The organism is Rhodopila sp., from assembly GCF_965277165.1.
In the GTDB taxonomy this organism is placed as follows: Bacteria; Pseudomonadota; Alphaproteobacteria; order Acetobacterales; family Acetobacteraceae; genus Rhodopila.
Map to the genome: position 1 here is coordinate 2,280,352 of NZ_CBDICE010000005.1, position 19,646 is coordinate 2,299,997.

Genomic DNA, 19,646 nt, shown 5'->3' on the forward strand with positions numbered 1-19,646 from the left:
ACCCGCCGCGCCGGGGCAAATCTCGGGTCCCGCGCCGTCACCACATTCGTTTCACGCCATAAGCGTCGAATTGCTTCTCGTTCGAGATCAAAACAAGATCGTTCAGCATCGCCTGGGCAATCAGCATCCGGTCGAACGGATCGCGGTGCGGGCCTGGCAGCGCACCGGCCGCCTGACCGTGCCGGATGGTGATCGGCAGGCCGACGAAACCCTGCTCCAGGATTGCGCCATCAAGATCGGCCATGATGGCGGCGATTTCGGGCAGTTTGCCCAGACGATGCTTCGTTGCGATCTCCCAGCTCGACGCGGCGCTGATGAAGACCGGGTTGGATTCGTCCTCGATCGCGGCCTTGGCTACCGGGGAAAGCGAGCTATCGCCCGCAAGCCACCATAGCAGCGCGTGGGTATCGAGCAGCAGGTCCATAGGCCTATTCCCAGGCCGCGAGTTCCTGTTCCGTCAGCGGTTCGAAAAACTCGGGTCCTAAGCTGATCTGTCCCCGCAACGCGCCAAATCGACGCCTGGCCGCCACTGGCTTCAACGGAACGAGTTTGGCGATCGGGTTCCTGCCGCGTGCGAGCACGATCTCCTCTCCGGCTTCAACCCGAGCCAATAGCTGCGACAAGTTGGTCTTGGCGGCGTGGATGGTGACGACTTGCATGAAGAGGCCATTAGCTATTTCAGCTAGCTAATACCATGCGCGCCGCCAACCTCCAAGACAATCATTGGCGGATGCGCTAAGCCGATCGCGGATCGCGGGCAGGGTCACGTCATGCACATCAAGAAGGGCTACAAACAGCTTCTCGCCGAAGCTAACGCGGAGGTGAAAACCCTCGCGGTCGAGGCGGCGATCGCACTTGCCGGCAGGCCCGACGTGGTGTTCGTCGATCTGCGCGACCCACGCGAGATCGAACGCGAAGGCAAGATGCCGGGGGCGTTTGCCTGCACCAGGGGCATGCTGGAGTTCTGGATCGACCCGGAAAGCCCCTATGCGAAGCCGATCTTCAGCGAATCGAAGCAGTTCGTCTTCTTCTGTGCCGGCGGCTGGCGCTCGGCGCTCGCGGCGAAGACAGCACAGGACATGGGGCTGACCAACGTGGCCCATGTCGGCGGCGGATTTTCCGCTTGGAAGCAGGCGGGCGGCCCGTTGGAGCAGAAGTAAGCGCCGGGCGCTGCCCTGACCCGCAAAGGGCCGGCGGCCCTTTGATCCCGTTCATGGTCAGCTTCGATACGACCCGTTGATCTCGATGTAGCCGTGTGTCAGGTCGCAGGTCCAGGCGGTGGCCTTGCCACTGCCCAGGCCAATGTCGATGGCGATCTCGACCTCCTTGCCCCGCATGTGCGCGACCACCGGGGCTTCGTCGTAATCCGCGATCACCGCGCCGTCCCTGGCCATCCATACGCCGCCGACGCCGATCGACAATTTGTCGCGATCCGCCGGTTCTCCGGATTTGCCGACCGCCATGACGATGCGGCCCCAGTTGGCGTCTTCGCCGGCGACCGCGGTCTTCACCAGCGGCGAATTCGCCACCGCCATGGCGATCTTCTTCGCCGATCGGGCGCTTGCCGCGCCGGTGACGTCGATGCGCACCCGCTTGCTGGCACCCTCGCCATCGCCGGTGACCTGCAGCGCCAGATCCAGCAGCACCTCGTTCAACCGCTGCGCGAAATCGGCCAGCATCCGGTTGCGCGCGGCGTTGCCGTCGGGGCCCGGAACACGCCCATGCTTCGCCTGCCCGGTGGCGATCAGCAGCACGGTGTCGGAGGTCGAGGTGTCGGAGTCCACCGTGGTGCGATTGAAGCTGGCATCGACACCCTTGCGCAGCATGGTCTGCAGCGCGTCGGCCGGCAGCTTGGCGTCGGTGAACACGAAACACAGCATCGTCGCCATGTCCGGCGCGATCATCCCGCTGCCCTTGGCGATGCCGGTGATGCGGACCTCGGCATCGCCGATGCGGGCCAGCCGGGTTGACGCCTTTGGGAATGTATCGGTTGTCAGGATGCCGCGGGCGGCCGCTTCCCAGTTATCGTCCGCCAGGTCCTGATGCAGCGCCGGCAGCGCCGCTACCAGCTTCTGGTGCGGCAGAACCTCACCAATCACCCCGGTCGAGGCGATGAACACCTGCCGCGGCTGGCAGCCCGCCAGCTTCGCCGCGGCCGCGGCCGTCGCCGCGCAGGCCTCGCGTCCGGCCTTGCCGGTGAACACGTTGGCATTGCCTGCGTTCACCACCACCATCCGCGCCCGCCCCGCCTTCAACGCCGTTCGGCACCAATCGACCGGCGCGCCAGGGCACTTGCTGGAGGTGAACACCCCGGCCACGGTGCTGCCAGCGGCAACCTCCATCATCACCACATCGGTTCGCCCCTGGTAGCGGATGCCGGCCGCGGCGGACGACAGGCGAACCCCGGCGAGCGGTGGAAGTTCCGGCAGTGGAACGGCGAGCGGAGATACGGCTGTGGCCATGGCCTTGTGGTCGATCCAGAGGCTTACTTGGCGGCCGGCGGCGGCGGCTCCGCCGTATCGGTCGCCTTCACCGGCGTCCCGTCGAGGTTGAACCGTTCCACTTTGACGTCGGAACGTGCCTTGATCACCGCCTGCTGCACCGCGGCCTGAAGCATCTGCTGGCGCAACTGATCGCGTTCCTGCTCAAACGTCGGTGGCGGCGCGGTACGATGCGCCAGCGTCTGGATGACATGCCAGCCGAACTGGGTCTTCACCGGGGTCGGCGACACCTCGTTGTCCTTCAGCGCGAACGCCGCGTCGGCGAATGCCGGCACCATGTCGGTCTTCTTGAAGAACCCCAGGTCGCCGCCCTGCTTGGCCGCCCCCGGATCCTTGCTGTACTGCTTGGACAGCGCGGCGAAGTCGCCGCCCTTCTTCAGTTCGGCGATGATCTTGTCCGCGGTGGCCTCATCGGACACCAGGATGTGGCGCGCATGCACCTCGGGCTCGCCTGGCTTGTTGGCGAACTCCTGGTCGTAGCGAGCCTTGACGGCCGCTTCGCTGACCTCGGGGCGAACCTGCTTGCTCAGCATGGCGGACGCCAGGGTGCGATCCTCCGCCATCTGCATGCTGCGCTTGACCTCGGGATCGTTTTCAAGCCCGGTCTTCTTGGCTTCGATGACCAGCGCCTGGGCGTCGATCAATTGATCCAGCAGCATCGGATACAGTTGCTTCGGCGGCAGCGCGCGCGCCTGCGCCGGCAGGGTATCGGCCGCGGCCTTCAGGTCGCTGGCGTGAATCGGCTGCCCGTTGACCTTGGCAAGCACCGGATCGGGATCGGTTTGCGCCATGACCGGCCCGGCGGCGACGATGCCGAACAGAGCGGCGGCAGCGAGCAGGCGGGCCGGAGGCCCCAATGAGCAGTCCGGAAATAGCAACATGAAAACCCCCTGCGGTAGGAAAGCGGTGCTTATGACCGAAGCTTGGATAGCTCACAAGGCGGCACGGGGGGGGCGCCGAGTGACGCTTCGACTACCCTGGTTCGTGAACGCCGCGCCCGGCCTCGCCGTGGCGTCACGACCATGCCAGGCCGGGGCTACAGCATGCGCTGCAGGATCAGCTTCTGCACGTCCGAGGTGCCCTCGTAGATCTGGCACACGCGCACATCGCGATAGATCCGCTCGACCGGATAGTCGGCCAGGAAGCCGTAGCCGCCCAAGGTCTGGATCGAGGCGGTGCAGATCGCCTCGGCGGCTTCCGAGGCGAACAGTTTCGCCATGCAGGCGGCCTCCAGCGCCGGCCGGCCCTCGGCCTTCAGTCGCGCCGCGTGCAGCGTCAGTTGCCGGGCCGCCTCCAGTTGCGTCTTGGCGTCCGCCAGCCGGAATCCGACCGCCTGGAAGTCGATGATCGCGCCGCCGAAGGCGCGCCGTTCGCGGGCGTAGCCGATGGCGTATTCCAACGCCGCCCGCGCCATGCCGACGCTTTGCGCGGCAATGCCGATGCGCCCGCTCTCCAGGGTGGAGAGCGCGATCTTGTAGCCTTCGCCCTCGGCGCCGATACGCTGGTCTTCCGCCACCTCCATGTCCTGAAACGCCAGCGCACAGGTGTCAGAGGCTTTCTGTCCGAGCTTTTCCTCGGTGCGGGCGATTGAGAAGCCGGGATGGCTCTTGTCGATCACGAAGCAGGACAGTCCCTTTTTTCCGGCGTCGGGGTCGGTCACCGCGAAGAACACCAGGGCGCCCGGGTGGGCCGCGTTGCTGATGAACTGCTTGGCGCCGTTGATGACGTAGCGGTCACCGTGCTTGATCGCGCGGGTCTTCAGGTTGGACGCATCCGACCCGGCCTGCGGTTCGGTCAGGCCGAACGACCCGACATGTTGGCCCCTCGCCAGTGGGCGCAGCCAGCGGTCCTTCTGGGCGTCCGTGCCGTTATTGTTGACGACGACACAGGTCGGCGAATTGTGCACCGACACCATGGTCGAGACCGACCCGTCGCCGGCGGCGATTTCCTCCACCAGCAGCGCGTAGGTGACCGGGTCAATCTCGCTGCCGTCCCATTCGGCGGGGGTGGTGGCGCCGAACACGCCGAGTTCGGCCAGCTCGGCGATGATCTCGGGTTCGATCCGGCGTTGCTTCTCGCGCTCCGCCGCCAGCGGTGCCAGTCGGTCCTGGGAGAAGCGGCGAATCATGTCGATGATCAGGCCATCGCCGGTTGGAGAGATGCTGTCGGGCATGCTGGCCGCCTCAGGTTGCAGATTTGTGCATGTTTTACACGAATGGTCGGGTTTGTCAGCTTTGGGTTCGGTTTGCTTCGCGCCTGCCGGGGCGGCGACACACTGTTGGTCCGGGAGGCGGCGCGCCACCATGCGGTGGGGCTGCGGCATTCGTTACGTCGCGATGCATTACTCCCGACCTAATGACCTATCAACCGATTCAGAGTTACTTGTCGACCCGGGTCGCCAGACAGGCCGACAGGAAGGAAATGACGGAGATGGCCATCAGAAGCGCCGCCACCATCCACGGCGACTTGGCGTCCGCCGTCAGCAGATAAAGCGCCACCAAGGGCACAAATCCGCCGATGACCGCCGAAAGCTGGTATGCCACCGATAACCCGGTGTAACGCACGTTGACGTGGAAAAGTTCGGCGAAGAAGGTCGCTTCAACCGAAAACATCAGCGTCGGTGCCAGGCTATAGATGATCACCATGGCGACCAAAATGAGGCCTGGCGACCCAGTGTCGAGCAGCGCGAAAAATGGCAACGCCAGGACAAAGCTGCAGACGCAGCCCACCAGATACAGCGTTCGCCGACCCCACCGATCCGACAGCAGTCCGAACAACGGACACAGTGGGATCGCCACCAGGGAGGAGATCATGATTCCCCTGAGCGGCACCGACCGGGATACCCCCACCACGTTGGTGACGTAGGTAATCCCGAACACTGCGATGATATTGAATGACACTGTTTCGGCGAGCCGGGCGCCGGTTGCATACAGTGTGTTCAGCGGCTGTTGCGCGAGCAAGCTAAACAGCGGTACGCGTGTGACCTGGTCGGTCTGCCGCGTGTGCTCGAAATCGGGGGTTTCCAAAACATTGAGGCGTATGAACACGCCGATTGCCAGCATCACCACGCTGAGCAGGAAGGGAACGCGCCAGCCCCAATCTAGAAAGTCATTTCTTGGCAGGCGCGACATCAAGTCGAAGATGACGGTGCCGATCAGTAATCCCGTGGCAGCCGAGGCTTGGGGCAAGCTGCCCCAGAAGCCACGCCGGTTCGGCGCGGCATGTTCTATCGTCAGCAACGCGGCTCCGCCATATTCACCGCCTAGGCCAAAGCCCTGAACCAGGCGCAAGATCACCAGGCCGATCGGCGCCCATATTCCGATGCTGGCGTAGGTCGGTAGTAATCCGATCAGGAACGTACCGGTGCCGGTGATCAGCAAGGTCGCGATCAACGTCACCTTGCGGCCGAGTTTATCACCCAGATGACCGAAAAAGATCCCGCCGAGAGGGCGCGCGATGAATCCTACGCCAAAGGTAGCAAATGCCGCCCCAGTGCTGGCGGCTGCGTTGGTTGCCGGAAAAAACAGCGGTCCAAAAATCAACGCCGAGGCGGTGCCGAATAAGAAGAAGTCGTACCATTCCAACACCGCACCGGCGAAGCTGGCGGCCGCGACCTTCGGCATCGACACCGAGCGATGCGGCGGCTTCATTACTGACTCGTCGGCTTTTGCAATGTCGCTCGATCGCGCCATGGATCCCTCCCGAAGCATTGCTTTACCGGCAACCAAAGCATGCCATTGGCGCCTTCGTCATCGCCTGCCGGGATCACCAACCCGTGTGAATTGCAACCGGGTAGCCCGTAGCAGACATCTTGCATCGCTGGTGCGACTACCGCGGAGAGGCGCCCGCGTCCAAATGCCCCTGCGTCCAGATGCCCCTGCGTCCAGATGCCCCTGCGTCTACATGCCCCTGCGTCTACATGCCCTCTACCAGGCTCGCTTGACAGGCCTATATCGCCGTCCTCCAATCGCCCAGACGCCTGTTTTTCCCATCTCGGCGCCGAACCAATAAGCATAGTACAACCTACATTCGGGCGGACCATAGGGGCGTCCATAAGGGAGTGCGACCATGCCAACGCAGAAACTACAAGAACTGTCGGTGAAGCCGATCAGTGGTGCGCTCGGCGCCATGATCGATGGCGTCGATCTGGCGCGCCACTTCGACAACAACCGGGTCATCTCCGGCGTCCATCAGGCGCTGCTCGATCACCAGGTGATCTTCTTTCGCGGCCAGCAGTTGACGCCGGAGCAACACGTCGCGTTCGGGCGCCGCTTCGGTACGCTGAACGTGCATGATTACGTGAAGGCGATGGATGGCCATCCTGAGATCATCGTGGTCGCAAAGAACGAAGGCGATACCAAGAATTTTGGCGGCGGCTGGCACTCCGACGTGACCTATCTGGAGCAGCCGGCATTGGGCTCGATCCTCTACTGCCTGGAAGCGCCGGAGTTTGGCGGTGACACAGTATTTGCCAATCAATACATGGCCTATGATCGACTATCACTGGGGATGAAGCGCATGCTTGACGGCATGACGGCGATCCATACCGCACGCGATGTCTACGGACCACGTGGCCACGCCACGGGCGGTTACACGGCGAATCTCAAGGCGATGCAGATTCTCGGCAGCACTGAAGCTGAGAAGGAGGTGGAACATCCGGTTGTGCGCACCCATCCCGAGACTGGCCGCAAATGCCTATACATCAACGAAGGCTTCACCAAGCGATTCAAGGACATGACCGAGGCGGAAAGCCTACCGTTGTTGGAATACCTGTGGGCGCACTGCACGCAGCCGGAATTCACCTGCCGATTCCGCTGGCAGCCGGGCTCTATTGCCTTCTGGGACAATCGCGCGGTGCAGCACTATGCGCTTAACGACTACCATGGGCAGCGCCGCCGAATGCATCGGGTCACCGTCAATGGCGATCGTCCGGTCTGAGCAAACAAACCATGGAGGGGCACCAACCGCGCTCGGAATGGACCACCGGGCGGCGATGACCAAGCTGGTTCCCGGCGCGCCCAAATTGTCGCGTTCGGTCTGGCCCCGTACCCGTGATTGTGCCGAGTGGGCGCTTGGATTTGTTGGGCCAGCGCTCGGCGTCGTCACCCTTGGGAGTTCATTCGGAGGCGAAGCGCTGACATGGACCGGGCCCGCGTGCGAGGGTTGCGTTGATTTCGACCTGACAGCCTCACCACCGTAAGTCGCAGATGGCCGGCCGGCGCCAGCCGTGACACAAAGTCGCCAACTACCAAGGGGAAACGGAAATGCCTATTCCAGCGGATCTGCTCAGCACGGCTCTCGCCGGTATCGCCTTCGTCGGCTGCGGCATGACCAGCGCATCGCCGGCGCCCGCAGCGCACCCGCGGCGGCGGGAAACCGTGGTCAACGGCAAGCGGGTGAAGACCATCGACGTCCACGCGCACTGCATCGTGCCGGCGGCCGCGGCGCTGATCAACCATCCGCTCGAGGCGCCGGCCCTGCTGATGAGCGATACCAGCACCCGCATCGCGGCGATGGACGCGCAAGGCATCGACGTCGAGGCGCTCAGCATTAACCCCTACTGGTATCGCGCCGAACGCGACGCCGCGGCCGAACTGATCAAGATTCAAAATGAAACCCTGGTCGAATTTTGCGCCGCGAGCCCTGACCGCTTCGTCGCCTTCGCCACTGCGTCCCTGCAATATCCCGATCTTGCCGCCCAACAGGTCGAGCATGCGGTCAAGACACTCGGTTTCCGTGGCGTCGGTGTCGCCGGCAGCGTCGCCGGCGAGGAACTGGCCAATCCAAGGTTCCATCCGTTCTGGGCGAAGTGCGAGGAGCTCGGGGTGCTGGTGTTCATGCACCCGCTGGGCACGCGCGAACTGGAACCTAGCGGGCGGCTGGGCGGCAGCGGTTTGCTGACCAACACGATCGGCAATCCGCTGGAGACCACCATCGCGCTGTCGCACCTGATCTTCGAGGGCACGCTCGACCGCTTCCCGGGTCTGAAAATCTGTGCCGCACATGGCGGCGGGTTTCTGCCGTCGTACGCCAACCGGTCGGACGCGGTGACCCGCTGCTTCCCCGATCGGGTCGGCGCGCTGCCGAAGAAGAGCCCGACCGCCTATCTGAAGGACGGTCAGCTATTCTTCGACACGATCGTATTTACGCCTGAAGCGCTGCGCCACCTGATCGCGGAAACCGGTCCCGGCCAGATCATGATCGGGACCGACTATCCGTTTCCCTGGACCAGTACCGAGGTCGATCTGGTGCTCGGGATGCCGGGATTGAGCGACGATGAGCGTATCGCGATTCTCGGTGGCACGGCCGCGCGACTGCTTGGTATCGCATCCTGACGGGCGGCTTGGCATCGCGGACCGATCGGACGCCCCCGGTCTGCCGCCCCCGGTCTGACGTCTTTGGTGGGCCGGTTCGCCCGACCGCATGGAATGCTTCTGCCGGGATCGGACCATTGGGAGCCCCCCGAATCAGGCCGGGATCACGCGTTCGCTAGCCACCGCGCGGCAGTCCATCTCGTATTCCAGCCCGATTACTGGCGGACGGCAGAAGTGCCAGGTCAGGCCGTGGTGGGCGGCTCCGCGCGCCACGATCTCGGCGCCGAGGAATGGATACAGGTCATGCACCGTGTAGACCTGCACCGCCGTGGTCGAGCCCCAATCTCCGTCCAGCGCCGCCATGCGCCGCTGCATCACGTCCAGCACGTAGCGGGCTTTCTCGGCAATCGCACCGGCACTGGTGTCGCCGTGGCGGATGATTTTGTCGCGATACGGACCGCTGCCCTCCTGCGCTTCTCCGCTGCCGGCGACGACGAAAGAGTGCGCGGCGCCGGTCGATGGCCTGACAAAGCTGAACGCATGGAAACCCGGTTCCGGGGGCGGGTCGATTTCGGGGCACACATTGCTTCGTGCCACCGGGTTGCGATCGTCGGCAAAGATACCCCAGCGCTGCAGCGTGCCGACATAGTCGCGATTGAAGGCGATGAATCCAGCATCGCTGAATTGCGCCGGAGAGCGCAGCTCGCAGGCGCAGAAAGCCGTCAGCGGCAAGCCGGCGTCGTGCAACAACGCCTCGATCCGGCGGAATCCATCCAGTAACGGAACCGGACTGGCGAACCGCACCCGCTCAATGGCAAAGCCGGACAGCGCGGCGACGCCTCCAGAATACTGGAACGGGCCGGGAATGTAGCGATAGCCCTGGGTATCGATCGTTCGGGTCATGCAGGCATCCTCAGACTGCAAAGCCGAGGTTGCAAGGCCGCCGGACCGGCGGTTGGATTTCTGGAACACCGACCTTGGTACCCAGGATGTATATTGGACCATCGGAGCCAGTCGTGTCCGTAGCTTCAAGAGCGCTTTCTGGGCGTTTCTTGTTTTAGGTTCTGGCTTGCTTCGATGACCTTCGTTTGGCTTGTCGGCTACCCCGAGGTCGTTGCCATGACTAGGGACTTCCTGCGTCAATCCAACATTCGTGGTTTCATCGAGGGCCTGACGGACACCTTGCTAAATGGCCTCGGTCTCCGAATTGCGACCGAGCGACGATAAAGCCTCCTGGCGCCGAAAGGTCAACTCCCACCCCAGTGGCACAGGCGACACCACCTGCGGGTTCTGGCATGCTCCCGTGTTCCTACCTGGAGGCTAGCCATGACCCACGCCGACAACGCCCAGGACAACGCCGCTCAGATCGCCTATTGGAACGACCGCGCGGCGGTCACCTGGACCGCGTTCCAGGACCGTCTGGATGCCCAGTTCGAACCGATCACCGCGCTGGCGCTGAACGCCGCCGCGCCTGGCGCCGGCGAGCACGCGATCGATGTCGGCTGCGGCTGTGGTGCCACCGTGCTGGCGCTGGCCGACCGTCTGGGACCCAGCGGACAGGTCGTCGGCCTTGATGTGTCGGAACCGATGGCGGCCCGCGCCCGGCAGCGGATCGAGGCGGCCCGGCTGACCAACGCTCGGGTGATCGTCTCCGACGCCGCCACCCACGGCTTTGCGGAACCGCGCGCCGACCTGGTGTTCTCCCGCTTCGGCGTGATGTTCTTTGCCGACCCGGCCGCCGCGTTTGCCAATCTGCGCACCGCGATGCGGCCCGGCGGCCGGTTGCTGTTCGCCGCCTGGCGACCGCTCACCGACAATCCCTGGTTCAGCGTGCCGATACAGGCCGCCGCCGCGCTGCTGCCGCCGCAACCGCAGGCCGATCCCCGCTCCCCTGGCCCATTCGCCCTGGCCGATCGAGACCGCACGCTGGGCTTGCTACAGGCGGCCGGCTGGAAGCAGGCGGCGATGCAAAGCCAAGATGTGGGGATGCGGATCGCCGCCGCCGGCCAAATCGAACAGGCCACCGAATTCGCCACCCACATGGGTGCCTTGGGCCGCATTCTGGCAGAGCAGCCGCCGGCGACGCGGGCCCCGGTTCAGGACGCTGTCTCGGCCGCGCTCAAACGCTACGACAGTCCGGACGGCGTCGTATTGCAGGGTTCGATCTGGCTGATCTCGGCCCGGGCCTGATCTCGCGCGCCGCACCCGGACCGCGGCAGCCACACCATCGGTCACGATGCCAACGAACGATGATGCCGCGATTAGGGACGGCGGGGGCGTTTTGCCTCGGCCAGCCGCCGCCGACGTCGGACCCGGATCGAGCGCGGCGGCGCCATCGCGGACCACCGGTCCGGTCCGCCGACGAAGCTCCAATCAGGGTTTGTTGGCGTCGATCAGGTCGCGCTGGGATCCAGCCGATAGCCGCCCGGAGCCGTCATCAGCAGGCGGCAGTTGGTGGGATCGACTTCCATCTTCTGGCGCAGCCGATACACATGCGTCTCCAGCGTGTGCGTGGTCACGCTCGCGTTGTAGCCCCAGACCTCGTCCAGCAGCACCTGGCGGGACACCACGCGCTTGGCGTGCCGATAAAGATACTTCAGAATATCGACCTCTTTCGCCGTCAGGCGGATGCGCTTTTTGTCCCGGCCGATCAGCGATTTCGACGCCGGCCGGAAATTGAACGGCCCGATCGTGAACACCGCGTCCTCGCTGTTGTCGAACAGCCGAAGCTGGGCCTGCAGCCGGGCGATAAGCTCCTTCACCCGGAACGGCTTGGCGATGTAATCGTTGGCGCCGGCGTCCAATCCGCTGATCACATCGCCTTCCTCGGCCGCGCCGGTCAGCATGATGATCGGCATGGTATGACCCTGCTTGCGGATCGTGGCGCAGAAGTCGCGCCCGTTACCGTCGGGCAGGTTGACGTCCAGGATGATCGAATCAAACCGCGCTTCCGCCGCGCCGAGATGCTGGGTCGCTTCCCCCAGCGTCGCCGCCGCGATCGACTGAAACACACCACTGGATGCAACCTGGTCTGCCAACACCTGCCGCAGCGCATCGTCATCCTCGATAATTAGAATAGGTCTCGCGGCCGACATGGGTTTCTCCTGGTGATCAGACATAATTCAACTCTGTACCGTATTTGGTGTGTTATCGCAAAGAACTTTTATGTGACCGCGACCAATTCCCGCGATTTGAGACGCTGCCGACATCCCTCGCCGTCGCCGGGAGTGGCGCCGAACCGGCCTCGACTGCATTCCGCCACCACCCCAGCGGTCGGGCGTCGCGGATCGCCCCGTGACCGCGCGCCTGCTTGCGCGTTGCATCGTTTGCATCACCCTGGAAACCCGGATCAATGGATCTGGAGCAGCCATTTGCTACCCGCCGACCAAGGATACAAATGAAGGAATCGCAAGCATGTCCGCCACGCGGCACAGCTATCGCGTCAGCGTCGAATGGACCGGCAATCGCGGCCTCGGCACCCAGGACCACGCCGGTTACGGCCGCGACCACACCATCTCGGTTGAGGCCAAGCCGCCGATCGCTGGGTCCTCGGACCCCGCCTTTCGCGGCGATCCGGCGCGCTGGAACCCCGAGGAGTTGCTGCTGGCCTCGATCTCGGCCTGCCACAAGCTTTGGTATCTCGGCCTCTGCGCCAAGGCCGGCATCGCGGTGCTCAGCTACCGCGACGACGCCGAGGCTACCATGCAGGAAGACCGCAACGGCGCCGGCCGCTTCATCAGCGCCGTGCTTCGCCCCCGGATCACGCTTCGTGCCGGCGATGACCTCGCCGCCGCCACCAGCCTGCATCGCGACGCCCATGAATATTGCTTCATCGCCAACTCGGTGAGCTTTCCGATCGAGTGCCACCCCGTCATCACCACCGAATGACGCGCGCTAGACCATTCCCAGCATGACTGTGCATGCTGGAAATGGTCTAGCTCTTTGTTTTGTCGAGCGATTCACGCGCCTCGCGCGAACAGCGCGTCCTTCGGACGACGAACGTTCCGCCCAGCGCGATCGCGCTCTAAAGGAACGAAATCGGGTCCACATCGACGTCCACCCGGCCGCCTCGGGGCACGTGGACCGAGGCCAGCCAGGATCGCAGGATCGGCTGCACCGGCACATCGCGCCGCACCTTCAAAAGCAATCGCCGCCGGTGCCGCCCGCGCAGCAGCGCCATCGGCGCCGGCGCCGGACCGAGCACGACAATCCCGTCTCCCCTGGGCGCCGCCCAACCCAGGTCGCGCGCCACGGTGTCGGCCATGATCGCGGTATCGGCGCTGACGATCAGTGCCGCCAGGCGCCCGAACGGTGGCCATTCGCCATCGCGCCGGCTGTCGGCCTCGCTGTGCATGAAGGCATCCAAGTCGCCGCCCAGTAGCGCCTGCATCACCGGGTGATCGGGGATGAAGGTCTGCAGCATCACCCGTCCCGGCGCCTCGGCCCGTCCGGCGCGTCCGGCGACCTGGTGCAGCAGTTGCACCGTGCGTTCCGACGCGCGCAGTTCGCCCCCGGCCAAACCCAGATCGGCATCGACCACGCCGACGAAGGTCAGATGCGGGAAGTGCCAGCCCTTGGCGACCAGTTGGGTGCCGATGATCAGGTCCACCGACCGGTCCTCGATCGCGTGCGCCGCCGCTGCCGCCGCGTTGGGCCCGGCGATGGTGTCGGAGGCCATGATCAGCCGCCGCGCCTCGGGGAAAACCGCTGCAGCTTCCTCGGTGATGCGCTCGATCCCCGGCCCGACCGGGGTCAGGCTGTCGGCGGCGGCGCAGGATGGGCACTCGGGCGGGATCGGAATGGTGTGCCCGCAGTGATGGCACAGCAACTGATGCCGGGTGCGGTGCTCCACCAGCCAGGCGGTGCAGTTCGGGCACTGCATCCGATGGCCGCAATGGCGGCACAGCGTCAGCGGCGCGTAACCGCGGCGATTGAGGAACAGCATCGCCTGCTCGCCCTGCGCCAGGCTGCGCCGCACCGCCTCGAGCAGCGGCGGCGCCAGGAACCTGCCGCGATCGGGCGGGGTTTCGCGCAGGTCGAGCAGGCTGATTTCGGGCATCGTCGCCCCGGCGTGGCGCCGGGTCAGGCGCAGATGGGCATAACGCCCGGCCTCGACATTGGCCACGGTCTCCAGGCTGGGGGTGGCGGACACCAGCACCGCGGCGGCCTCGCAGAAGCGCGCGCGGACCACCGCCATGTCGCGGGCGTTGTAGACCACGCCGTCCTGTTGCTTGAACGCCGCCTCGTGCTCCTCATCGACCACCACCAGGCCGAGGTCGGGGAACGGCAGGAACAGCGCCGACCGGGCGCCGACCACCACCGGCGCCTGACCCTCGGCTACTGCCTGCCAGGTGATCTTGCGCACCCGCGACGCCAGATCCGAATGCCACACCGCCGGCGCCACCCCGAACCTGCGCCCGAACCGCTCGGTCCACTGCGAGGACAAGGCGATCTCGGGCAACAGCACCAGCGCCTGGCGGCCGGCGCGCAGGCAGGCGGCGACCGCTTCGAGGTAGACCTCGGTCTTGCCGGACCCGGTGACCCCATCGAGCAAGGTGACCGAGAATGCCCCGCGCTGCACCGCCGCGCGCAACCCACCGGCGACCCGGCGCTGCTGTTCCGACAGTGCCGGTCCCTGGTGGTCGGGGTCGGGGCGGCGGAACGGCTGGTCCGGCCGGGCGGTCTCGCTGATTAGCAGACCGGCTCCGGTCATGCCGCGCAGCACCGCCGGGCTGGCACCTGCCTGAGCCAGCAGATCCGCGCCGGACCGAGGCTCGCCGCAGGCGAGCACGTCCAGCACCCGTTGCCTGGCTGAGGTGATGCGCCCCGCCGGCAGCGGATCGGCGCGGCGATAGCGCACCACCGAACGGAGCAGGCCGGCCGAGGCCACGCGCAGCGCCATTGCCATCACCTCGCCCGGCGGCGACAATGTATAGGCGGCGATCCAGTCGACCAGGCGGCGCAGCGATACCCCCATCGGCGGCGTGTCGAGCACGCCGACCACCGACTTCAGCCTGTGCTCTGGAACCGCCTCGTCGGCCGGTGCGTCCCAGACCACGCCGACCTCCTCGCGGTTATTCAGCGGCACCACAACGACGTCGCCCGGTCGGGGCCGCAGGCCGGGCGGAACCCGATAGTCGAACGGGCCGGGAAACGGATATGGCAGCAGCACCGGGACCCGATCCGGCGATTCGGTGACAGGAATTGGGCCGGGCATTGGATGGGCGGAGTGCAACCTATATAACCAGCCTGATTCGCGACAAATCGACATCCTGGCTTAACCGCAAAACGGAGCGTTGGCATGAAATTCTTCATCGATACCGCCGATCTGACAGAGATCCGGTCGCTTGCCAGCAGTGGTCTGCTGGACGGGGTGACCACCAATCCGACCCTGATCTCCAAGAACGGCGGCAAGTTCGCCGAGGTGATCGCGCAGATCTGCGATGTCATTTCCGGGCCGGTCAGCGCCGAAGTGGCAGGCACCGAGTACGACCAGATCATGGCCGAAGCCCGCGTGCTGCGGAAGATCGCCGACAACGTTTGCATCAAGGTGCCGCTAACCCCGGACGGCCTGCGCGCCTGCCGCCATCTGCGCAACGACGGCACGATGGTCAACGTCACGCTATGCTTCTCGGCGGCGCAGGCGATCCTGGCCGCCAAGAGCGGTGCCAGCTTCATCAGCCCGTTTGTCGGCCGGGTGGACGACATCGGCTGGGACGGGATGCAAGTGATCTCCGACATTGTCGAGATCTACGACCACTACGATTTCGAGACTGAGGTGCTGGTGGCATCGGTGCGCGGCCCGAACCACGTGATAGAGGCGGCGAAGATGGGCGCCCATGTCGCCACGTTGCCGCCGGCGGTGCTGCGCTCGCTGTTCCATCATCCGCTGACCGAGAAGGGCCTGGCGACGTTCCTGGCCGACTGGGCAAAGACCGGTCAGAAGATCGTCTGATTCGGCCCACTGAGTGGGGTGGCGTGTCGAGGTCGCGCCGCCTCGGATCAGGAGACCAGCTTACGATACAGCGGAATGGACACACTGTTGCCGCCGCGGACGATCGGCAGCAGGCGTCCGTTTCGGGTCAGTGCCGAGTTGATGCCCGATTGCCAGGTCAGGTTGGATGCCGGCACCCATTCTTGCGCGTGGGCCATGCCGGGCCCGCGGGCGCGATGGCTCAGCAAGAGGTCGTTGTCCGGGACAAACGGCGTCACCGCGTTCAGCAGGTCTTGGACCGAGTAGGGTTTCGCCAGAACGAGGTTGGCGCCGGCCTTGTCGGCCGCCGCCTTCATCCGGGCGGTGGGGTTGTTGGCGGTCAGGACGATCGGGCGGGCGGCGTATCCGGGACGGCGGCGGATTCGCACGCAGGCATCGTAGCTTTGCAAGTGCAGTTTGGTGTCGAGCACCACCAGATGGGCGACGGCATGGGCGGCATAGTCCTCGGCCTCGCGGCCCGAGGCGGCGAGGAACACCGCGAAATCGAGATGGGTGAACTCCACGCGGAGCGCGCTGCTGATCATCGGATCCGGTTCAGCGATGATGACGATCGGAGGCGTGGACATGGCGACGATCTTGGTCGCGAAAAGCTTGATGAAGGGTTAACCGTTACATTTGGGTCAATTTGGCGCCGGCGGCCCCGGGTCCGGATGGCTGCCGGCTGCGCAGGCTACAGAGTCCGGGGCTGGTCGGGCCGCCGGCGGACCTTGACTTGGGCGGACCTTGACTTGTCCGGCGGTTGACCAACACATGTCGGGGTGCCGGCGCGCGCCTTGCGCTATCGCGCCGCGCCCAGCACCCAGGCCAGGACGCCCTTCTGGGCATGCAAGCGGTTCTCGGCCTCGTCGAACACCACCGACTGCGGGCCGTCGATCACGTCGGCATCCACTTCCTCGCCGCGATGGGCCGGCAGGCAGTGCATGAACAGCGCGTCCGGGGCGGCCTTCGCCATCATCCGGCTGGTCACCCGATACGGTGCCAGCAGGTTGTGGCGGCTCTCGTTCGGGTCGTCGGACATCGACACCCAGGTATCGGCGACCACGCAAGTGGCGCCGGCGACGGCGGCGTCGGGGTCGTCGGTCAGCTCGATCCTGCCGCCTTGGGCGCGCGCCCAGGCCAGCAGGTCGGCCGGCGGCCGCAATCCGTCGGGGGTGGCGACCCGCAGGGTAAAGCCGAAGCGCACCGCCGCCTCGATCCAGCTTCGGGCGACGTTGTTGCCGTCGCCGCACCAGGCCACGACCCGACCGGCGATCGGGCCGCGATGTTCCTCGAAGGTGAGCACGTCGGCCATCAACTGGCAGGGATGGGACGCCTCGGTCAGGCCGTTGATCACCGGGACGGTGGCGTATTCGGCCATTTCGTGCAGCTTCGCGGCATTGTCGGTGCGCAGCATGATGGCGTCGACATAGCGTGACAGCACGCGCGCGGTGTCGGCCACGGTTTCGCCGCGGCCGAGCTGGGTTTCCTTGCCGGTAAGTACGATAACCTCGCCGCCAAGCTGGCGCATGCCGACCTCGAACGAGACCCGGGTGCGGGTCGAGGGTTTCTCGAAGATAAGCGCCAGGGTCTTGCCGGCGAGCGGTCGCGACGACACGCCGGCGGCGCGTTTGAAGCCGGATGCGACGTCGAGCATCTGGCGCAGCGTCTGGGTGTCGAAGTCGCGCAGATCGAGGAAGTGCCGCAGGTCGGACGTTTGGCTGGTGGACTCGCCGCGCGGATCCTGACGGCGGCGTGTCGCGCCGCTCATTGTGCCGCGGCCTTGCCGGCCGCAGCCTTGTCGATGCTCGCCGCGACCTTGGTGGCGGCGGCTCGCAGCATGCCGACCGCCTGGTCGATATCGGCATCGGTCACCACCAGGGGGGGCGCCAGGCGCAGCACGTTGTCACCGGCGGTGATCGCCATCAGGTCCTGCTCGATGCAGGCGGCCTGGACCCCTGCTACCGGGATCGCCGCCTTCATGCCGAGCAGCAAGCCGAGACCTCGGGCGTCGACAAACACGGTGGGGAATTCGGCGGCGATCTTGCCCAACTCGGTGCGCAGCTTGCGACCCTTGCGCTCGACGTCCTCGAGGAAGCCGGGTGCCAGGACAACGTCGAGCACGGCGTTGCCGGCGGCGCAGGCCAGTGGATTGCCGCCGAACGTAGTGCCGTGGGTGCCGGGTTTCAGCGCCTTGGCGAAGGCTTCCCTGGCGAGCACGGCGCCGAGCGGGAAGCCGCCGCCGATGCCCTTGGCCGAGGACAGCACGTCGGGGGTGATACCGGACCATTCGTGCGCGAACAGCTTGCCGGTGCGACCGATGCCGGACTGCACTTCGTCCATCCCCAGGATGATGCCGTATTCGTCGCACACCGCGCGCAGGTCGCGCAGGAACTGCATGTCGGCGGGACGCACTCCGCCCTCGCCTTGCACCGGCTCGACGATGATGCCGCAGGTGCCGGGGCCGATGGCGTTGCGCGCCGCGTTCATGTTGTTGAACGGGACGTGGTCGAAACCATCGACCGGCGGGCCGAAGCCTTCCATGTAGTGGTGGTTGCCGGTGGCGGCCAGAGTGGCCAGGGTGCGGCCGTGGAACGCACCCTCGAAGCAGATGATGCGGAACCGCTCCGGCTTGCCGGCATCCGACATGGCGCGGCGCATCATCTTGATCATGCCCTCGTTGGCCTCGGCGCCCGAGTTGCAGAAGAACGCGCTGTCCGCGAAGCTCGCATCGACCAGTCGCTGCGCCAGCCGCTCGGCCTGCGGGATGCGATACAGGTTAGAGGTGTGTATCACCTTGGCGGCCTGGTCGGCGATGGCCTTGACCAAATGCGGGTGGCCGTGTCCCAGGCTGGCGGTGGCGATGCCGGAGCCGAAGTCGAGGAATCGTCGCCCGTTGACCGTCCACAGCCAGGCGCCCTCGCCCCGCTCGAAAGCGAGGTCGGCGCGTGCGTAGTTCGGCAGCAGGGCGGGGATCATCAGTGGGCGAGCCTTTGTTCGTTTCTGCGACGGATTGGCCGCCCGCGACCGTTTCGGGGCAGGTCCGACAGATGCGACGATCATTGGCGATGGCGTAGGCGCTGTCAAACACCGGTTGCGCTGGGCTCGCTTGCGCTGGGCCGGGCTGCGCTGGGCCTGGGGGGCGGCGGATCGGCGGGTGGGGCGTGAAATCCTCTTGCATCGAGGCGGGTGCCGGGCATGGTTGGCGGATGTCGAGCGACACCGCCTCGCCGCCGCCTGACGCGGGCAGCCTGTATCAGGCGGCGCTGGCGCATCTGGCGCGCTATGCGACGACCGAGGCCGGGCTTCGACGGGTACTGCGACGCCGGTTGGATCGCTGGGCTCGGCTGCAGGCCGATCCGGAGGCCGCGGCTCCGGTACTGGCGGCCGCCAAGGGGGCGATCGAGGCGGTTATCCAGAGTCTGGTGCAGGCCGGGGCGGTCAGCGATGCCGCGTTCGCCGAAAGCCGAGCGCGCAGTCTGCTGCGGAGCGGGCAATCGGGGCGTGCGATTGCAATGCGGTTAGTGGCCAAAGGGGTGGCACCGGACGTGGCCAAGGCGGCGGTGGTTAGCGATGCGGAGAGTGAACTGGCGGCGGCCCTGGTGCTGACGCGCAAGCGCCGGATCGGTGCGTATCGGGCGAATGAAGGGACGGATGTCGCGGGCCGGGTCAAGGAGATGGGGCAGTTGGCACGGGCCGGATTTTCCCGCGAGGTGGCTGAGCGGGCGCTGAAGATGGGGCGGGCGGAGGCGGAGGGGCGGATTTTCGAACTGCGGCGGTAGGGGGGAGCTTCGGCGAGGGCGGGCCGTGGGGGTTTTCCTCGGACGGGCGCTTTTTGGGGTGCAAGTGGAGTTGGAATGG

At 65.8% G+C, this 19,646-nt stretch carries 19 protein-coding genes; 7 read left to right on the forward strand and 12 right to left on the reverse strand.

Translation table 11 applies throughout. From position 1 onward, the window contains the following. Nucleotides 1–37 precede the first annotated feature (37 nt). A complete protein-coding gene (locus tag ACQY4Y_RS11260; RefSeq protein WP_428490639.1) occupies nucleotides 38–424 on the reverse strand; it encodes a type II toxin-antitoxin system VapC family toxin in 387 nt (128 codons plus the stop codon). Nucleotides 425–428: 4 nt separating this feature from the next. Beyond that, nucleotides 429–659, reverse strand: a complete 231-nt coding sequence (locus ACQY4Y_RS11265) for a type II toxin-antitoxin system Phd/YefM family antitoxin (RefSeq protein ID WP_428490640.1) — start codon at nucleotides 657–659, stop codon at nucleotides 429–431. 111 nt (nucleotides 660–770) lie between these two features. Between ACQY4Y_RS11265 and ACQY4Y_RS11270 the strand changes: the two genes are divergently transcribed. Further along, nucleotides 771–1,160, forward strand: coding sequence for a rhodanese-like domain-containing protein (locus ACQY4Y_RS11270; RefSeq protein WP_428490641.1), 390 nt, complete (start codon nucleotides 771–773; stop codon nucleotides 1,158–1,160). A 57-nt stretch (nucleotides 1,161–1,217) separates the two neighbouring features. On the opposite strand, the gene argJ is transcribed toward ACQY4Y_RS11270, so the two are convergent. The 4 genes from argJ to ACQY4Y_RS11290 all read right to left on the reverse strand — a co-directional run bounded on the left by argJ (nucleotide 1,218) and on the right by ACQY4Y_RS11290 (nucleotide 6,193). Then, nucleotides 1,218–2,462 carry a bifunctional glutamate N-acetyltransferase/amino-acid acetyltransferase ArgJ gene (gene argJ, locus ACQY4Y_RS11275; protein WP_428490642.1) on the reverse strand — a complete coding sequence of 415 codons (1,245 nt, stop codon included), beginning with the start codon at nucleotides 2,460–2,462 and terminating at the stop codon, nucleotides 1,218–1,220. A 23-nt stretch (nucleotides 2,463–2,485) separates the two neighbouring features. Next, on the reverse strand, nucleotides 2,486–3,382 hold the full coding sequence (locus tag ACQY4Y_RS11280; RefSeq protein WP_428490643.1) for a peptidylprolyl isomerase: 897 nt from the start codon (nucleotides 3,380–3,382) through the stop codon (nucleotides 2,486–2,488). A 155-nt stretch (nucleotides 3,383–3,537) separates the two neighbouring features. After that, nucleotides 3,538–4,674 (reverse strand): acyl-CoA dehydrogenase family protein, encoded by a 1,137-nt coding sequence (locus ACQY4Y_RS11285; RefSeq protein WP_428490644.1) that lies wholly within the window; start codon nucleotides 4,672–4,674, stop codon nucleotides 3,538–3,540. Between the two features lie 205 nt (nucleotides 4,675–4,879). After that, nucleotides 4,880–6,193, reverse strand: a complete 1,314-nt coding sequence (locus tag ACQY4Y_RS11290) for an MFS transporter (protein WP_428490645.1) — start codon at nucleotides 6,191–6,193, stop codon at nucleotides 4,880–4,882. Nucleotides 6,194–6,569: 376 nt separating this feature from the next. Here ACQY4Y_RS11290 and ACQY4Y_RS11295 point away from each other — a divergent pair, with 376 nt between their 5' ends. Both ACQY4Y_RS11295 and ACQY4Y_RS11300 read left to right on the forward strand, forming a co-directional pair. Continuing rightward, nucleotides 6,570–7,439, forward strand: a complete 870-nt coding sequence (locus ACQY4Y_RS11295; protein WP_428490646.1) for a TauD/TfdA dioxygenase family protein — start codon at nucleotides 6,570–6,572, stop codon at nucleotides 7,437–7,439. Between the two features lie 326 nt (nucleotides 7,440–7,765). Next, nucleotides 7,766–8,836 (forward strand): amidohydrolase family protein, encoded by a 1,071-nt coding sequence (locus ACQY4Y_RS11300; RefSeq protein ID WP_428490647.1) that lies wholly within the window; start codon nucleotides 7,766–7,768, stop codon nucleotides 8,834–8,836. Between the two features lie 132 nt (nucleotides 8,837–8,968). Here ACQY4Y_RS11300 and cnbZ read toward each other — a convergent pair whose 3' ends face one another. Further along, complete coding sequence (cnbZ, locus tag ACQY4Y_RS11305) at nucleotides 8,969–9,718, reverse strand: 2-amino-5-chloromuconate deaminase CnbZ (protein ID WP_428490648.1); 750 nt, start codon at nucleotides 9,716–9,718, stop codon at nucleotides 8,969–8,971. A 423-nt stretch (nucleotides 9,719–10,141) separates the two neighbouring features. Here cnbZ and ACQY4Y_RS11310 point away from each other — a divergent pair, with 423 nt between their 5' ends. After that, nucleotides 10,142–11,005: a class I SAM-dependent methyltransferase gene (locus ACQY4Y_RS11310; RefSeq protein WP_428490649.1), complete on the forward strand. Its 864-nt coding sequence runs from the start codon at nucleotides 10,142–10,144 to the stop codon at nucleotides 11,003–11,005. 203 nt (nucleotides 11,006–11,208) lie between these two features. Here the strand turns inward: ACQY4Y_RS11310 and ACQY4Y_RS11315 are convergent, their stop codons facing one another. Continuing rightward, the gene (locus ACQY4Y_RS11315; RefSeq protein ID WP_428490650.1) at nucleotides 11,209–11,910 is read right to left on the reverse strand and encodes a response regulator transcription factor; all 702 of its coding nucleotides are present in this window, start codon (nucleotides 11,908–11,910) and stop codon (nucleotides 11,209–11,211) included. A gap of 319 nt (nucleotides 11,911–12,229) precedes the next feature. Between ACQY4Y_RS11315 and ACQY4Y_RS11320 the strand changes: the two genes are divergently transcribed. Further along, nucleotides 12,230–12,703, forward strand: a complete 474-nt coding sequence (locus tag ACQY4Y_RS11320) for an OsmC family protein (protein ID WP_428490651.1) — start codon at nucleotides 12,230–12,232, stop codon at nucleotides 12,701–12,703. Nucleotides 12,704–12,839: 136 nt separating this feature from the next. On the opposite strand, the gene ACQY4Y_RS11325 is transcribed toward ACQY4Y_RS11320, so the two are convergent. Then, on the reverse strand, nucleotides 12,840–15,032 hold the full coding sequence (locus ACQY4Y_RS11325; RefSeq protein ID WP_428490652.1) for a primosomal protein N': 2,193 nt from the start codon (nucleotides 15,030–15,032) through the stop codon (nucleotides 12,840–12,842). An 84-nt stretch (nucleotides 15,033–15,116) separates the two neighbouring features. Here ACQY4Y_RS11325 and fsa point away from each other — a divergent pair, with 84 nt between their 5' ends. Continuing rightward, nucleotides 15,117–15,770, forward strand: coding sequence for a fructose-6-phosphate aldolase (fsa, locus tag ACQY4Y_RS11330; protein ID WP_428490653.1), 654 nt, complete (start codon nucleotides 15,117–15,119; stop codon nucleotides 15,768–15,770). A 47-nt stretch (nucleotides 15,771–15,817) separates the two neighbouring features. Here fsa and ACQY4Y_RS11335 read toward each other — a convergent pair whose 3' ends face one another. From ACQY4Y_RS11335 to ACQY4Y_RS11345, 3 genes are all read right to left on the reverse strand, one after another. Continuing rightward, nucleotides 15,818–16,375, reverse strand: a complete 558-nt coding sequence (locus tag ACQY4Y_RS11335; RefSeq protein WP_428490654.1) for a response regulator — start codon at nucleotides 16,373–16,375, stop codon at nucleotides 15,818–15,820. A gap of 212 nt (nucleotides 16,376–16,587) precedes the next feature. Next, entirely contained in the window at nucleotides 16,588–17,556 is a 969-nt protein-coding gene (gene argF, locus ACQY4Y_RS11340; RefSeq protein WP_428490655.1) for an ornithine carbamoyltransferase, read from the reverse strand. After that, complete coding sequence (locus ACQY4Y_RS11345; protein WP_428490656.1) at nucleotides 17,553–18,764, reverse strand: aspartate aminotransferase family protein; 1,212 nt, start codon at nucleotides 18,762–18,764, stop codon at nucleotides 17,553–17,555. Before ACQY4Y_RS11345 ends, argF begins: the two co-directional genes overlap by 4 nt. 185 nt (nucleotides 18,765–18,949) lie before the next feature. Between ACQY4Y_RS11345 and ACQY4Y_RS11350 the strand changes: the two genes are divergently transcribed. Beyond that, the gene (locus ACQY4Y_RS11350; RefSeq protein WP_428490657.1) at nucleotides 18,950–19,567 is read left to right on the forward strand and encodes a regulatory protein RecX; all 618 of its coding nucleotides are present in this window, start codon (nucleotides 18,950–18,952) and stop codon (nucleotides 19,565–19,567) included. The last annotated feature ends 79 nt before the right edge of the window (nucleotides 19,568–19,646 follow it).

Coding starts and splice junctions, on each gene's coding strand:
- ACQY4Y_RS11260 (WP_428490639.1), bottom strand. CDS start 424: ATGGACCTGCTGCTCGATACCCACGCGCTGCTATGGTGGCTTGCGGGC.
- ACQY4Y_RS11265 (WP_428490640.1), bottom strand. CDS start 659: ATGCAAGTCGTCACCATCCACGCCGCCAAGACCAACTTGTCGCAGCTA.
- ACQY4Y_RS11270 (WP_428490641.1), top strand. CDS start 771: ATGCACATCAAGAAGGGCTACAAACAGCTTCTCGCCGAAGCTAACGCG.
- argJ (WP_428490642.1), bottom strand. CDS start 2,462: ATGGCCACAGCCGTATCTCCGCTCGCCGTTCCACTGCCGGAACTTCCA.
- ACQY4Y_RS11280 (WP_428490643.1), bottom strand. CDS start 3,382: ATGTTGCTATTTCCGGACTGCTCATTGGGGCCTCCGGCCCGCCTGCTC.
- ACQY4Y_RS11285 (WP_428490644.1), bottom strand. CDS start 4,674: ATGCCCGACAGCATCTCTCCAACCGGCGATGGCCTGATCATCGACATG.
- ACQY4Y_RS11290 (WP_428490645.1), bottom strand. CDS start 6,193: ATGGCGCGATCGAGCGACATTGCAAAAGCCGACGAGTCAGTAATGAAG.
- ACQY4Y_RS11295 (WP_428490646.1), top strand. CDS start 6,570: ATGCCAACGCAGAAACTACAAGAACTGTCGGTGAAGCCGATCAGTGGT.
- ACQY4Y_RS11300 (WP_428490647.1), top strand. CDS start 7,766: ATGCCTATTCCAGCGGATCTGCTCAGCACGGCTCTCGCCGGTATCGCC.
- cnbZ (WP_428490648.1), bottom strand. CDS start 9,718: ATGACCCGAACGATCGATACCCAGGGCTATCGCTACATTCCCGGCCCG.
- ACQY4Y_RS11310 (WP_428490649.1), top strand. CDS start 10,142: ATGACCCACGCCGACAACGCCCAGGACAACGCCGCTCAGATCGCCTAT.
- ACQY4Y_RS11315 (WP_428490650.1), bottom strand. CDS start 11,910: ATGTCGGCCGCGAGACCTATTCTAATTATCGAGGATGACGATGCGCTG.
- ACQY4Y_RS11320 (WP_428490651.1), top strand. CDS start 12,230: ATGTCCGCCACGCGGCACAGCTATCGCGTCAGCGTCGAATGGACCGGC.
- ACQY4Y_RS11325 (WP_428490652.1), bottom strand. CDS start 15,032: ATGCCCGGCCCAATTCCTGTCACCGAATCGCCGGATCGGGTCCCGGTG.
- fsa (WP_428490653.1), top strand. CDS start 15,117: ATGAAATTCTTCATCGATACCGCCGATCTGACAGAGATCCGGTCGCTT.
- ACQY4Y_RS11335 (WP_428490654.1), bottom strand. CDS start 16,375: ATGTCCACGCCTCCGATCGTCATCATCGCTGAACCGGATCCGATGATC.
- argF (WP_428490655.1), bottom strand. CDS start 17,556: ATGAGCGGCGCGACACGCCGCCGTCAGGATCCGCGCGGCGAGTCCACC.
- ACQY4Y_RS11345 (WP_428490656.1), bottom strand. CDS start 18,764: ATGATCCCCGCCCTGCTGCCGAACTACGCACGCGCCGACCTCGCTTTC.